Origin of the sequence: Alginatibacterium sediminis (assembly GCF_003610775.1) — a bacterium.
Taxonomy (GTDB): domain Bacteria; phylum Pseudomonadota; class Gammaproteobacteria; order Enterobacterales; family Celerinatantimonadaceae; genus Alginatibacterium; species Alginatibacterium sediminis.
This window is the reverse complement of record NZ_RAQO01000004.1, coordinates 1,050,164-1,064,027: the sequence shown is the minus strand read 5'-3', so window position 1 is coordinate 1,064,027 and position 13,864 is coordinate 1,050,164. Positions and strand designations below refer to the sequence as shown.

Here is a 13,864-nt window from a genome sequence, read left to right as displayed (position 1 = left end):
CATTAAGTGTTAACTCTGACTCGCGTCGATTTGTTACAAGTTAACAATGAGTACAAGCAAGTTTTAGTTGTGTTTCTTAGTATATGCAAGTGCAAAGTATAGTTGCTTGCATAAACTATCGGTCAACTACTATGTATGGTTAAGGGGCTCTCAGATTCATGAATCAATCGGAGAATTTCAGCAGTTTATTGTTTAATTTGCTAAGGCGGTTGTGGGTGTAGGAAACATCCGTTTAAAGACACTTCGTGCGAGCGGACCTGCGACCAAAACCTGTAAGGGGAGCGCAACCATAATGTTCAACATAAATGTGTGGGCAAAAGCAGTGGCCAATGAGCCTTGATAGCCCTCTAATAAAGTTGCGATAAATGACATCGCTGTACACATAAACAAAACCATCAAAACTGACATCATCATGATCATTTGGATAAACGATAGCTTGTCAGAGCTTAGTTTTTTGACGATCGCTTTGGCTAAGGGGGCCACAATAAACCAGTCAATGGTGAGGGCGATAATAAAAATCATCGCAAATGTGCCAAGTTCCAAAGCGCTTAAGGACTTTGCGACTCCCACTTGTAGAACGGAGTTGTAGACCGTCATACCAAGTACCATCAAGAAGCAGATGATTAGTGAAAAAATGAAATTTTCGTATCTATTTTTACCCATAGTTTCCTCTGTTAAAAAGTGAGTAACGAAAGGGTTGCTATATCGTCAACCCGGTTGACGATAAGAATAAAGATGTTTAAGTTATTGTCAACTTAATTGACAATAAGAAGCTTTGAATTTAGTTTAGTGCTAAAGCTCAGAGGAATAGCTATGGATCATTTGGAGTTTACCAATTCACTGGGATTAATTGATCTTGTCAGTGAGCAGCACAAGCGCTTGCGCCAGGCAGTAATGCAAAAAATTGAAGCTATATTTGCAGATAGCTTTTCACAAATGGATGTTTACCTTATTTCATTAGTAAACCATCGCCCCATGAGTGTGAGCGAAGCCGCGAGATATATGAATGTCAGTCGCCAAGCGGCGCACAAACAAGTTAAGCGTTTATCCGAGCTCGGTTATATTGAACTTGGTAGCTCGGAGAAGAATAGACGAGACAAGATCATCGTTCTCACTCAAACGGGTAGAAAGGCGAGTGCAAAAATAAATCAGGTTAAGCAAGACATGGAAAGTCAGCTTATAGCTTCGATCGGCGAAACCGATTATGAACGAGCCAAAGCCCTTTTCCAAAAGCCTTGGGAGTTGTAGTGGGAGAGCAAACTCACTCGATAAATAATCTAAGCATACCGATATAAAGAGTGAATTTGATCTTCTCGGGTCAGACGAGCATCTTGCCCAAAGATGAGAAACAAGGTGAGTGACCCGAAATAGTTAGCAGCTTAGCCTTGTTGGTTTTCGCAAGCGCTAAAACTAAGGGTATTTTTACCTTGCGCTGCTTGTTCAACGGTATCTGCACACATAGTTTGGGTGAAGGCTAGCGTATCGTTGAAGTTATAGCCTATCTGCTCACGCGTATCATAGTTGGTAAACAAAAAGTCACCATTATCGTGGTTATAAACAAATTGTGTCCATGACGCATAAGTTTCACCATTCACTGGATCAATTAAGTCTTGAGGCACTAGATTACCAGCGTTAAACGTACTGAGTAGTTTTCCACGAGTTTGAGCCCAAGTTTTATCTTGCTGGAACGTTACATGGGAGGTATGGAATAAACCTCGTAAGTTACGGTCAAGAGAGCTAATTGAAGTCGGTACTTCTTTTGCGCTCAGATCGCTTAAGTTAACCTTAGAAACATAATATCGGTGATCTTGCTGTAGCGGTGCGTTTGCCATGACCCGTAGATCTGACGTAACATCGCCACGGTGAATCCGCATTTCCCCACCTTCGTTTAGTTGCAACAAGGCGATGTCACCAGACTTATCGTGTATTGAAATATGCAGGCCATGTTGCTGGCCATGTAAGCCATCTTTCCAAGCAATCTGCCATTCATTATTGTTAAATGCTGTTACTGCTTCTTCAGTTGTTGCATACGTTTCTGTGATATAAGAGATTACGTCTAAGAAGCTTAGACTAGGGGCGCCTGTATCTTGGTAGTCTTTGATAAATTCGGCGCTGTCAGCTAAATACAAAAGCGATGCAGCGAGACCCTCTGAATTGATAGCATCTGAACTTACTCCGTCAAATACTTCATACTCCACTTGGGCCACGCTGTGATACTTGGTGGTCCATTGCATCGCATTTTGATAGCTTGGTGTTTCGCTGCTACGTTTTATACCTATTGGATTAACCTGTGTAACATTTCCTAATTGATCGCCCCAATCTAAAGAACGTACTGTTGAGATGCCATGTGGCGTATCTAGAGTAATTCGTGAGCAGGCGTTTGCGGTTTGTAAGACGCCAAGCGTTGATACTGCCGCGATAGCAACGATTGCCAATTTGTTTAGTTTAAAGTTTGTCATCTTTAGCCTCATAGGGTTTAGATTCTGATTCAATAGTTGATGTTTCTGCTTGATGGATTCATTATCTATATTTTTACCTATCCTCAAAGTGTCTGAGCATAGGTATTTCCCCACAACACTTGAGCGAATGAAAAGGAACAGCAATGACGGTGTCACTTGATCAGCTACATGCTTTTGTTGCAACGGTAGAAAATGGTGGTCTTGCTCAGGCGGCGCGGCGAGTTGGGAAGCATGTATCAACGCTCAGAGAGCAGGTTAACAATTTAGAAATAGATACCGGTCTATGTTTATTCGTGCGTCATCCTCGTTCTCTCGAACTCACTGCCAATGGCGAACAGCTCTATAGTTTTGCCAAGTCGATGTTGTCCGAGGCCAATCATTTCGATGCTAAAGTTGAGAGTCTCTTGCAAGGCATTCCAGATAAGCTAACGATTGCGATTGATACCAGTTTAATTGATCCGGCTTTAGACCAACTAATTTCACAGCTACTAAAAGACTACCCCTATCTGAGTTTAAAAGTTTTGAATGGCGATACCTTGCAAATCAGAGGCTGGGTTTTAGCTGGTAAAGCTGATATCGGATTGATGTTATCCACGATCCATATGCCCACAGAAATCATGCTTAGCAATGCTTATAGCTTTGAAGTGGTGAGAGTTGTCCCTGCAAGCTGGCAATTGTCTAGTCCGGCGCAGCCGCGAGAACTACGCGAGAGACTGCAACTTAGTTATTCATTTCTACAGGACATAGGAATGCGTGATGCTGATGTTATGGGACACCGCTATATGCTGTGCAATAACGCAATGCAATTGCTTAATCTGGTTAAAGCTGGTGTGGGGTGGGCACACTTACCTCGCTTTATTTGCGATGAAGCACTAGCAAGCGGGGATGTGTTAGTAAACCAACAAACAGACGAACAGTTTTCAAATTGGAATGCAGAATTAGTCTGGCAAAAAGAAAGGGCTGTTAACCCAGCAATGCAATCCTTGATACAGGCAGTGCAATTACTGCCGAATCGATGACAGTGAGTCAGTTAGATATTAATCTGAGGGACTAGCGTTTTATTGTCACCATATGACATGCAATTTTACGCCTAAACAACAACATCAAGGCACCAGCGAGCAAAAACAGCGTCGTGGGTTCGCTAACCTGTGGTGTTGCTTGCGATACAATTAAAATAGGATTTATATCAATCCAGCGGTAGTCGTTTTGCTGTTGGACTAATGGGCTATTTAGAATTTGGGCAACTTGATTGTTTGAAAGTGAGGTGTTGCCATTCAAATTTGAAGTCATTAGGTTGCCGCCACCCGTATGGTCTAATCCTAAATTATGCCCCAACTCATGGGCCAGAAGCTCAGTACCTCGCCATCCAGCTGCTTCAATAGACTCAACCACATAATCATTACCGAATCTTTCTCCACACCCCACAAAGCGATAATTGGTATAACCACACCAATTAACGGTATCGACAAAGAATAAACTAACGGCATTGGCAGGCCCCAAATGTTGGGCAAATAATTGATCTATTTTGTTAAAGCTATCGATGTTTAGTAAATCAGGAAAGACCATCTCACTAGCTTTGCCAATACGGATGTCTACAGGATTAGTCCCAAAGCTGTTTTGAGAGAAAACCGCATCAAAGGCAGCTTCATCAATGGTTATAAAAGCAGAATTGGCGTTTAAACTGAAGAACAGTAGACTGCTCGTTAGTGTATTTCTAATGAGGTTAAACATGATTTATCCTTAAGTCGCTATTGAACAAGATCGCGATTTAGCACCATCGTATAGTAGAAGTAATTCTGCATCATTTACGCTTAATTCCATACACATTTAACAAATGGATTACATTTGTTGCGCAACGATAGATTTACATACTTGCGACCCATGGAAACCATACGCAAACCTTATGTCGCGCATGGTTTAGCTACTCACAACTGATGGGCTTAAGTTCTTAAACTGCTGGTATTACAGCACTTCCAAAATTTAAGCAATTTTAAAGGATCAGCTATGGTTTTTGGATAAAACTGTCTCGCAGGCTTATGAGTTCAAAGTCAGTCGTTTCTAAATGTCGGCCTTGCTGTTGGCTTTTAGGAATATGTATTTCATGCTTGATATTAGGAAGAAGATGAAAAAACTGATCAGAAACTGAGTCGACAACATTTTGCTCAATTCGAACCCATAATGCGGGTTTATCGGCACGCAGTGTGAGAACGCTATGCTCGGTCTGATGACTTAATTCCAACGTTATTTGTGGTGCTTCGAGTTTCAAGTGTTTGGGGCGACCAAATAATGAAAGATTCTTACTTTTTAGCTCTGAGCCCACATACAATTCATAATAGAGAATCAAATCACGATGGTTTAGTTTACCTTCGTAGCCCGTATTTAAAACCAATTGCGTACCAAAGCTTTTTATTTCAACGTGTTGATTGCTTGAGTTGATTAGTTTGCCAGCACAGGAATACCAGTAAAGTCGAACTTCTCCCGAACAAGCGTGGTGGCTGTCATTACTAATATAGATGTCAGCACTAAGGGTTTCTTTATTTTCAAGCGCAGATATAAGCAGCGGTGCATTAAAATCTCTGGCCATATAGTGCAGGGCTTTCCAACGTCCTAAGTAGTCAATAGACGACCAGCTAGGGCCTCCCCAGCAATCGTTAAGTTGCCAATACAATGTGCCCATGCCGCGAGGCATAGAACGCCGCCAATGTTCAACTGCGTATTTTATTGCCATACCTTGAACGATTTGCGAGACCCATAAGGTCTGTTCTTCGCTGTTGGGGAGTTGGAACCACGACAACATGTAGTCAATTATGGTGCTATTGCCAATAGGGCTTCGTTGGTGGTACTCCATTTCGTAGCTGCTTATGTTGTGTTCGCCTGCTGTCGTATAAGTGTTAACGGTAGCTGGCTCTGGGAACGATTGAAAACCAAATTCACTGTTAAAGCGATGCTCGCAATCACGGTAGTACTCAAAGGGCTGTCGCCCGTGCCAGACCTCCCACAAGTGGGCGTCCCCTGAACGCTCGCTATTGTGGTTTAGCCGGTCGCCACGAGGCGTATGAGGACTTGAAGGCCAGTAATCGGTCTGGGGGTTGTGTGTTTGTACCTGTTCTCGTAATACATCGTCATAGAGGTAACAATATTCTTCCCAAGTCATTTTGCCGTCGTTAGCATCACCAATTAGCAATTTGGAGTTATCTTTTTTCTCACCTAAGTCGGAGATATGTTCTATTTCATTGTTACCACACCAGAGTGCTAAGCAAGCATGATGTCGAATGCGTTTGATATTCTCGGCCGCTTCAATTTTGACATTGCTAATAAATGAAGGGTCAAAGGCTGGATAAGCGGTGCATGCAAACATGAAATCTTGCCACACCATGATGCCGTGCTTATCACATAAATCGTAAAAAAGATCGGGTTCGTAAATTCCACCACCCCATACCCGCAACATGTTCATATTTGCCGCTGCAGTATCACGTATCAATGTCTCGTATAGCTCAGGTTCAATGCGACTTGGAAAAACATCCGCGGGGATCCAGTTTGCACCTTTTGAAAAGACAGGGAGCCCGTTGACATGAAACTGAAAACTCTCGCCCCATTGATCGGGTTTTCGATTAAGCTCGATCTTCCGAAGACCGATATTTCTTTGCCATTGGTCAATCTCTTGGTTGTCACTATATAATGTCAAACCTAGATGATATAGGGCTTGTTCACCAATCCCATTTGGCCACCATAGACGGGGGTTTTGGATTTCAATCGCTAGTTGTTGGCTTGATTTAGGGGTGACATGGGTGGAGCTTTCAAATACTTCACCGTCAGGGCTGGTTAAGCGCACCTGAATTGTCATATTGGGACTGATGCTTGAAAAATCCATTTCAGGACTAAGTACTAGTCTTACACCGGCGTTTGGTAAATGGTCTTGATGGATATGAGCGGTCGCAATGCTTGTTGTCGATATGCTTTCTAAGTAGATATTTCCTGGAATGCCACAAGTAACACAGCGAGGTCCCCAGTCCCAGCCAAAATTGCAGGGGCTTTTGCGCAGCCAACCACCTCCGTTGAGGCGATGCAATCCTATGCCGGTTTGATTTAGCACTCTGCCATGTGTGTTCTCTTGTTGGGCTGCGTAAGTAAATGGAGAGCGAAACTCGATGCGAATATGATTATCACCGACGATAAGAACTTGGGATACGTGAGTTGTCCATCGGCGAAATTGATTATTGGCTGACAAGATGAGTTGCCCGTTAATAAAAATATCGCATAGGGTGTCTAATCCCTCACAAACAAGGGTGGTTCGTAGGTCGAGCTGGGCTTCAGTTAATTGAAAGTGACGCTCATAACTCCAGTCAGATTCGCCAATCCAGTATTGCTTAGCTTCATTGTCACCGTAAAGTGGGTCGTCAATGAGTTCGGCGGCTAAGAGGTCTGTATATAAGGTTCCTGGTACCTGAGCTGCTATTTGTTGAAAGTCGCTACGTTGGGAATGGTTTAAAGTCCAAGCTCCGCCTAAATCTATTCGCATATGGGGTCCTATATTAGAAATACCAAAACTTGATCAGTTTTAATTTCAGGATGGATGGCAACTTAATCTGCATAAAAAGTAACGTTACGAAATTTCTAAGGCAAGGTGTTTTTTAAGAGTTTTTCTATTTTTGTGGCATCGAATACAGCGTCATTGTTGTTACACTTAAATCAGTATTAGTTATTTGAACGATCAATAAAATTGTTATCGTTATTATTGTGGCTTTGAACTAGGTTAGATAACGGTACCTAAGCTGGAAGTGCATAAATGAGATTGGCTGTCATAGTAATGCGATGGTAGTCTTTAAGATTAAAAAAATAAGTCAAAGCTATATATTCGATAAGAGCTATTCGAGTTTAATCTGCAAAAAAGCCAGCGTAAATGCTGGCTTGTTTAATCTGATATTGGGCAGAATATTAGAGCAGTTTCATCTCTTGGATGATGTCAGAAGCAATCTCTGGCTTAGTGCTCGTTGGTTTTTGGTGTAGATCTGCTTTCAATTGTCCTTTGCGATGACTAAGGCCTGCTTCTAGTTTTTTCAATGCGGCTGCAATGGCAGGATACATCACAGCATTGTTTGACTTAGCTGAAACTCGGACACCTTCATAGTTGGTGAAAACTTCTATTTCATGTTCTCCGTGTTCTTTGGTAATAATGATGTCGCAGCTGATCAGTTGTGGAAAGTGGGCGGAGACCTTCTCAAATTTGCTTTCGATATCTTTGCGTGAGTCTTCGTTGATTGATACGTGATGTGTTTGAACATTTACTTTCATATAATTTACCTTTCCAATCACTGTGTCTCTAAACGTAGCAAACAACGACTACGAAGACAAAGTGTATCTTTGCACATGTGTGATTGAGTTCTGTGTTATCAAATATATTTTTTAAATACCTTGAAAACAGCCATCTCAGAGACAATGTTTAGGGCCAGCTAATGTGTGTTTTATTGCCATTGGCTATGAAGTAATCAAGCCTTACCAATTCAGTCTTTTATAAGCTGTCAGAACAATTGTTTTAATCAGCTTAGCAATACAGAGAATTGATTCATTTAGCTTATGCTAAATTTGCGTAACTGCGAACCATTAGTTTCAAGCTAAGCTAAATTAGTGTCGGCCTTAGCCAATTTACCCAGCCACTAAACAAAGCAAAAAGTGCTTGTTTATTGTTCGGTATAACCTGAAGGAATTTCTAGCAAGGGTTCGCCCGCATACTTTTTCTCCATAAACGTGCCACCATATATATCTACAAATTGCACGGCCTTACTGCTAACCGACAGAACAAAATAATAGTAATCAGTATCTTCATCTAAAATAGCACCATCGATTATTGCATAGGGTATTTGCATGTCGTCTTGCGTCGAAACGTAGTAAGAGCGATTAGTATGATCAAGTTCTACAGTGTCGTAGTCATAGTCGTTTGCTCTGCGAGTGATCTTAGTAGAAATCTCGTCACTGTTAGTCTTTAAATATTCAAACCAGACACCTTCAAGCTGAGCGCTGGTTAAATCGGTTTCTATAGCGAAACTAGTGGTTTTCTTTGGCCCACTTAAGGTAAGCACGCCGTCTTCAATGACAAAACGGTCGTAATCAAGGTCTTCGTCGGAACTGATATGGTAAATGCCGTGTTTATCTTTGGATAGATATGGCGTTAACTGTTTCATATTCGTGAGGGCTGCATTGGCAGAAAACGATAGGCTAGCCCAAATAAAAAGAACTAGCGCGAGAGGCGACCTGATAGAAAACATTAATGTACATCCTTAAGTGTTATTTGAATCTGTTCGAACGCTCTCAATAAATGAGCTGCGCAGATAGTGCCGTATTTGAGACAAGAATTCAGCTAGAAAACGTGGGTTTATTGCAGATGGAAGCGCGCCTATTTAGGCGTGGCTGTGAAAAAGCAGGTAAAACCTGGTGTTTGTAAACGTAGTGCTATTAGCCGTTTTGGCTTCGACTCTCGTTACTTATAGCTCAAAAACTGTGATAATGCCGCCAGTTGCAGTACTGCAACAGCATTGTTTATCTAGACAGGAAACCTACCATGCGCACCTTTGTGCTTAGAGCCCGAGCTGCTTCAACCGACAGCCAACAATTACTTGCTGCCATTGGTCAATCGGCACACGCTGAGATTTTAGCGCATACGATTATGAATTGTGTTTTTGTTGCGCAATCACACCGAGAGGATGTTGTCGTTTATCTGGTCCTTGAAAGTACTGCTGACTACTCGCGAACCATTTGCATTAATGCCAATGAAGTTCGCGATTTTTCTGGCTTTCATGAGATGGCTTTATTAAAGAAAGTCGCTAATGCTTTAGATGTATCTAAAGGCATGGGTAAAGAGCAGCAACGGCAGGTTGAGCAAGGTATTAGTGTTCGAACCCTTAGCTTTGAGAAATTAGTTCAAGAGCTAGCGCAAGACTATCAGCTGTATATGATGGACAAAAAAGGAACCAATATTCGCGAGCAAGACTTTGATGAGAATCCTTGTTTTTTGTTAACCGATCACATACCTATGCCTAAAAAGAGCTTCAATAGTTTAAAGCGTTTGGGTACGCAGAATATAAGCTTAGGTCCAAAAATGCTGTTTGCGTCTCAGTGCGTGGTGTTGATCCATAATGAGCTGGACTATAGACAGTAATGGTAAATCTCAGGATTTGAAGATTTGGTTATTATCAAATTTAATTTGATAAATATTCTTGTTTTAGGCTGTTTTTGGAGTGGGTTAGATAGGCTAGTATTTATCCCGTAGACACAATTCAACGAATGAGAGAGACACACCATGACTAAATTGACCATAGTAGCCAACATTATCGCTAAAGATGACAGCATTGACTTAGTAAAAGGAGAGCTGCTAAAACTTATCGACATTACACGCGCTGAAGAAGGCTGCATCAACTATGACCTTCATCAAGATAACGAAAACCCAGCGCATTTTATGTTCTACGAGAATTGGCAGTCTCGCGAGCTTTGGCAAACTCACATGGGCAACGAGCATCTCGCGCAGTACATGAAGGCCACTGATGGATGTGTTGACCAGTTCATCCTTAACGAAATGACGCAGATAGCTTAAATCAAGCGGCCTTAATCGTGACTATTTGTTGCTGTAAAGCCAACATCTTTTGATGTTGGCTTTTTACTTATGGCACACCGTTAAGGACTAATCCTTCAATAAGCGGGTGATTTCAGCCATTTGTTCCGCACTAAGCGGCCCATATTCCATTGCTGCCGCTGTTTCAGTGATTTGCTTGGTGTTTCTGAAACCTGGTATGGGGATTAGTCGGGGGCTGGTGGCCCAAATCCATGCTAATGCTCCCTGTACCGAGCTTCGTCCTTCGCTACGCAGTATTTCACCAATCGCATCAATTTTCTTAACCAGTATGGGTTTTGCCAAGCCATTGTCGAAGTACTTCATCCAATCGGGGCTTACGCTGCGTATATCCTTGGGGGATAGAACTTGAGCGTTTTGATATTTGCCGCTTAATAATCCCATGCCCAATGGGCCGCGAATCACGCCGGCAAAATCATGTTGATCACAATAGGCTGGCATTGGGCTTGGGGTCACCACATTAAACTCAAATTGAAAGCCAACGCAGTTCTTATGTTTTGCGAAAACCGCCGCCCGTTCCGGATAGTCGGTACTCCATCCAAACTTGCGAATTTTGCCACTTGCAACCATGGCTTCGAGTGAAAGCGCAACCTCTTGTGCTTCATCAGCTGCGAAATCATTGATGTGGAACCAAAGCAAGTCAATGTAATCCGTTTCTAGGCGACGCAAGCTGGCATCAACAGCGCTTTGAATATAGTCTCGATCCCAAGCTTGGCCGGTGATCTGCTTGCTAGACTCGTCAAAGGTATTTCCAAATTTAGTTGCAAGGATTACTTGATCGCGCTTGCCTTGCAAAGCTTTAGCAATGACCCGCTCACTATGGCCTGCTCCGTAAAGATCGGCGGTGTCCATAAAATTGATACCGGCGTCTAAACCAGCATGAATAGCTTGGATTGAAACACTATCGTCGACTTCCCCCCATCCTAAAGGGTTTTCACCATCCCAAAACGGACCTGCGATTGCCCAACACCCCATTCCAAGGGGACTTACTTGCCAAGGGCCAATTTGTCTAGTTTGCATACCTTATCCTTAATCGAGTTAAACTTGACTCACAAGTAGTGTAGTCGCAAACTTATTGTTCATATATACCGCAATTATGGAAAGATTGTTTCCAAATGAAAACAATGAACCTCAAGGGAATTCAAGCCTTAGTGGCTATCGCTCAATACGGTAATTTTACAGCGGCTGCAGCAGCTCTTGGTTGTTCAAAAGCATTCTTAAGTAAGCAAATCCAACTACTAGAAACCCAAAATCGGGCCCAGTTGCTGATAAGAACCACTCGTAATGTGCAATTAACTCAGATTGGCGAAAGTTTTGTCGCGCAGTGTAAACCTGCGCTGTTGGCCATTGCTAACGCGCAGGAGCAGCTTCAAGATGAGCAACAAAGCCTAAGCGGTAAGATCAGACTCGCCTGTGTTGGTGGGATCTTCGGCGAGCAATTTATCGCGCCGTTGGTAAATCAGTTTTTGCAACTACACCCACAGGTTAAGCTTGAGCTGGACTTTAGTTCAAGTGTCGTTGATTTAGTTGAGGGGCACTATGATATGGCGATTCGCTTTGGCGAGTTATCGGATTCAAGCTTGATAGCAAGAGAGCTTATCGACTATCGCCCAGTATTACTTGCTAGCCCTGATTTTATTGAGAAGTATGGCTCACCGAAACAACCCCACGACTTAAATGATTTTCGCTTGATCACCGGTTCGGTAAGGCAGTGGGCTTTTAGTAAGGGTGGTGAGCACTATCAACATACACCACAAGCGAGCTTAAAGTGTGGGAATGGACAAGTAATGCTGCAAGGGTGTTTACAAGGTTTAGGGATTGCCCACTTACCATCTATTTATGTAGAAGAGCAACTCGCTTCCAAGGCATTGATAGAGTTACTGCCACAATGGTCAACGGTGTATAGACCGGTCCATATTTTGTATCCACCGAGTCGCTACCGACTAAAACGGGTACAGGTCTTGGTTGAATTTTTATTGACGCAGATGGAACAGCAAAAATCGAAGCCACAAGATCAGGCGAACCCTTCTTAAGTCATTGTTTTATTGAGCATCGTCGTCTATTGTTGTTCAGTATTCATCTTTAAGAGTATTGCCGTGAAATATCCCAAACCACTCAAGGCGGGCAGTACCATTGCTATCACCGCTTTTTCACAAGGCATAGGCCCTGAACACGAGCCCAGATTTGCGCTGGTTTGTGCAAACCTTAAGGCTATGGGTTTTAATATTGTTGTCGGCAAATGTTTGCGCGGGCAAGCAAAACAGGTAAGCGCCCCTGCAGCCGAGCGAGCAAATGAGCTTATGGCTTTTCTTCTGGATGATTCAATTGATGCCATTTACCCCCCGTGGGGTGGGGAGCTAGCTATTGAGTTGTTGCCTCGCTTAGATTTCGAAAAACTTAAACAAGCCAAACCCAAATGGATTTTGGGATTCTCTGATGTCAGCACTGTTGCTGTGGCTCTGTGCTGCAAGTTGGGGTGGGCAAGTGTGCATTGCTCCAACCTTATGGATTTAGTGGACGCTTCAGATGATCCTCTAACGCGAAATACCCTTAAACATCTAAGCTGCGAAACGGGGGCAGAGTTCACGCAAAGCCAATCAAAAATGCACACCCATGCTTGGCCCGATTTCGTGAGTAAGCCTGAAGCGGGCTATGTTTATACCTCGCCCAGTAAATGGAGGTGGTTAACGCAGCCTAAAACGGGAGGGACCATCGATGGGCGTTTAATCGGAGGCTGCTGGGATGTATTAAAGCACCTTTTTGGCACGCAATACTTAGACTTAGAGAGCTTAGCAAGCCGTTATCCCGAAGGCATTATCTTGTACTTGGAAAATGCAGAGATGTCGCCAGCTGAACTTGCGAGAACCATTGTTAGCATGAAAATGCGCTCGGTGTTTGACAGCATTAATGCCTTAGTACTTGGTCGAAGTGCTGTTAGTGATTCGGATCTTGAAGATGACTTACGTTATTTAGACGTTTTACAAGGCCATCTAAGCGAACTAAAAATCCCCATTCTAATTGATGTTGATATCGGTCACGTCCCTCCCAACTTAACCCTGATCAATGGGGCATTTGCACGATTTGAACTCGCAAGTGAAGCCTTGGTGGCGCAGCACCTGATTTAACCCAAAGCTGCTCGATTCACTGACATGATGCGAGACAAAGCAATAGACTATTATCGCGAGAACTTTTGATGAAACTTGTTGTATCCGATATTTTTGGACGAACACCAGAACTTGAATCCCTTGTCGGGGCGTTAAAAGGTCCAGTTACTATTTTCGACCCCTATGATTCAATGTTTATGGGCTTTACCAGCCAGAATCAAGCCTATGAGCACTTTAACCAGCATGTCGGGTTAAATAACTACGCTCAACAGCTTCTAGCTTTTATTAAGTCGTTTTCTGTACCGCTAACCATTATTGGATTCAGTGTCGGTGCTTCAGCTATTTGGAAGATATCGGACAATAGTGGACTAAAACATGTGTCCCATGCGCAGTGCTTTTATGGCTCTCAAATTCGATATGATGTTGATATTATTCCAGCCTTTGCGATTGAACTCATTTTTCCTGTTTTTGAGCATCATTTCGAGATAAACATGCTTATTGAAGCGCTGGTAACCAAACCCAACGTTAAGATACAGCAAGTGAACTATTTGCATGGCTTTATGAATGCATTGTCAGCTAACTTTGATAAAGAGGCATACGCGCAATACATTGAAAAAATAGCTTAAGTTTTGCGATAAGGTAGAAAAAGCTCGACATAGACCATGCACAAAATCTATCGT

At 42.8% G+C, this 13,864-nt stretch carries 14 protein-coding genes; 7 read left to right on the top strand and 7 right to left on the bottom strand.

The features are described 5' to 3' along the window. Positions 1 to 192: 192 nt before the first annotated feature. Positions 193 to 597 carry a DUF2798 domain-containing protein gene (locus tag DBZ36_RS07830; RefSeq protein ID WP_158589047.1) on the bottom strand — a complete coding sequence of 135 codons (405 nt, stop codon included), beginning with the start codon at positions 595 to 597 and terminating at the stop codon, positions 193 to 195. Between the two features lie 216 nt (positions 598 to 813). On the opposite strand from DBZ36_RS07830, the gene DBZ36_RS07825 reads away from it, so the two are divergent. After that, a complete protein-coding gene (locus tag DBZ36_RS07825) occupies positions 814 to 1,248 on the top strand; it encodes a MarR family winged helix-turn-helix transcriptional regulator (RefSeq protein ID WP_120354343.1) in 435 nt (144 codons plus the stop codon). Between the two features lie 131 nt (positions 1,249 to 1,379). On the opposite strand, the gene DBZ36_RS07820 is transcribed toward DBZ36_RS07825, so the two are convergent. Next, entirely contained in the window at positions 1,380 to 2,459 is a 1,080-nt protein-coding gene (locus DBZ36_RS07820) for a linear amide C-N hydrolase (protein WP_120354342.1), read from the bottom strand. A gap of 143 nt (positions 2,460 to 2,602) precedes the next feature. Between DBZ36_RS07820 and DBZ36_RS07815 the strand changes: the two genes are divergently transcribed. Next, positions 2,603 to 3,478 (top strand): LysR family transcriptional regulator, encoded by an 876-nt coding sequence (locus DBZ36_RS07815; RefSeq protein ID WP_120354341.1) that lies wholly within the window; start codon positions 2,603 to 2,605, stop codon positions 3,476 to 3,478. Positions 3,479 to 3,509: 31 nt separating this feature from the next. Here the strand turns inward: DBZ36_RS07815 and DBZ36_RS07810 are convergent, their stop codons facing one another. The 4 genes from DBZ36_RS07810 to DBZ36_RS07795 all read right to left on the bottom strand — a co-directional run bounded on the left by DBZ36_RS07810 (position 3,510) and on the right by DBZ36_RS07795 (position 8,722). Further along, positions 3,510 to 4,190 carry a PEP-CTERM sorting domain-containing protein gene (locus tag DBZ36_RS07810; RefSeq protein ID WP_120354340.1) on the bottom strand — a complete coding sequence of 227 codons (681 nt, stop codon included), beginning with the start codon at positions 4,188 to 4,190 and terminating at the stop codon, positions 3,510 to 3,512. A gap of 271 nt (positions 4,191 to 4,461) precedes the next feature. Then, entirely contained in the window at positions 4,462 to 6,978 is a 2,517-nt protein-coding gene (locus DBZ36_RS07805; RefSeq protein ID WP_120354339.1) for a beta-mannosidase, read from the bottom strand. 416 nt (positions 6,979 to 7,394) lie between these two features. Next, positions 7,395 to 7,751 carry a ribosome hibernation-promoting factor, HPF/YfiA family gene (gene hpf / locus DBZ36_RS07800; RefSeq protein ID WP_120354338.1) on the bottom strand — a complete coding sequence of 119 codons (357 nt, stop codon included), beginning with the start codon at positions 7,749 to 7,751 and terminating at the stop codon, positions 7,395 to 7,397. Positions 7,752 to 8,137: 386 nt separating this feature from the next. Next, positions 8,138 to 8,722 (bottom strand): hypothetical protein, encoded by a 585-nt coding sequence (locus tag DBZ36_RS07795; protein ID WP_120354337.1) that lies wholly within the window; start codon positions 8,720 to 8,722, stop codon positions 8,138 to 8,140. Between the two features lie 293 nt (positions 8,723 to 9,015). On the opposite strand from DBZ36_RS07795, the gene trmY reads away from it, so the two are divergent. Continuing rightward, positions 9,016 to 9,612, top strand: coding sequence for a tRNA (pseudouridine(54)-N(1))-methyltransferase TrmY (gene trmY, locus DBZ36_RS07790; RefSeq protein WP_120354336.1), 597 nt, complete (start codon positions 9,016 to 9,018; stop codon positions 9,610 to 9,612). Positions 9,613 to 9,753: 141 nt separating this feature from the next. After that, positions 9,754 to 10,044 carry a putative quinol monooxygenase gene (locus tag DBZ36_RS07785; protein ID WP_120354335.1) on the top strand — a complete coding sequence of 97 codons (291 nt, stop codon included), beginning with the start codon at positions 9,754 to 9,756 and terminating at the stop codon, positions 10,042 to 10,044. A gap of 87 nt (positions 10,045 to 10,131) precedes the next feature. Here the strand turns inward: DBZ36_RS07785 and DBZ36_RS07780 are convergent, their stop codons facing one another. Next, a complete protein-coding gene (locus tag DBZ36_RS07780) occupies positions 10,132 to 11,100 on the bottom strand; it encodes an aldo/keto reductase (protein ID WP_120354334.1) in 969 nt (322 codons plus the stop codon). Between the two features lie 95 nt (positions 11,101 to 11,195). Here DBZ36_RS07780 and DBZ36_RS07775 point away from each other — a divergent pair, with 95 nt between their 5' ends. From DBZ36_RS07775 to DBZ36_RS07765, 3 genes are all read left to right on the top strand, one after another. Then, the gene (locus tag DBZ36_RS07775; protein ID WP_120354333.1) at positions 11,196 to 12,113 is read left to right on the top strand and encodes a LysR family transcriptional regulator; all 918 of its coding nucleotides are present in this window, start codon (positions 11,196 to 11,198) and stop codon (positions 12,111 to 12,113) included. Positions 12,114 to 12,176: 63 nt separating this feature from the next. Next, the gene (locus tag DBZ36_RS07770) at positions 12,177 to 13,205 is read left to right on the top strand and encodes a S66 family peptidase (RefSeq protein WP_120354332.1); all 1,029 of its coding nucleotides are present in this window, start codon (positions 12,177 to 12,179) and stop codon (positions 13,203 to 13,205) included. 68 nt (positions 13,206 to 13,273) lie between these two features. Beyond that, positions 13,274 to 13,810 carry a hypothetical protein gene (locus DBZ36_RS07765; RefSeq protein WP_120354331.1) on the top strand — a complete coding sequence of 179 codons (537 nt, stop codon included), beginning with the start codon at positions 13,274 to 13,276 and terminating at the stop codon, positions 13,808 to 13,810. The last annotated feature ends 54 nt before the right edge of the window (positions 13,811 to 13,864 follow it).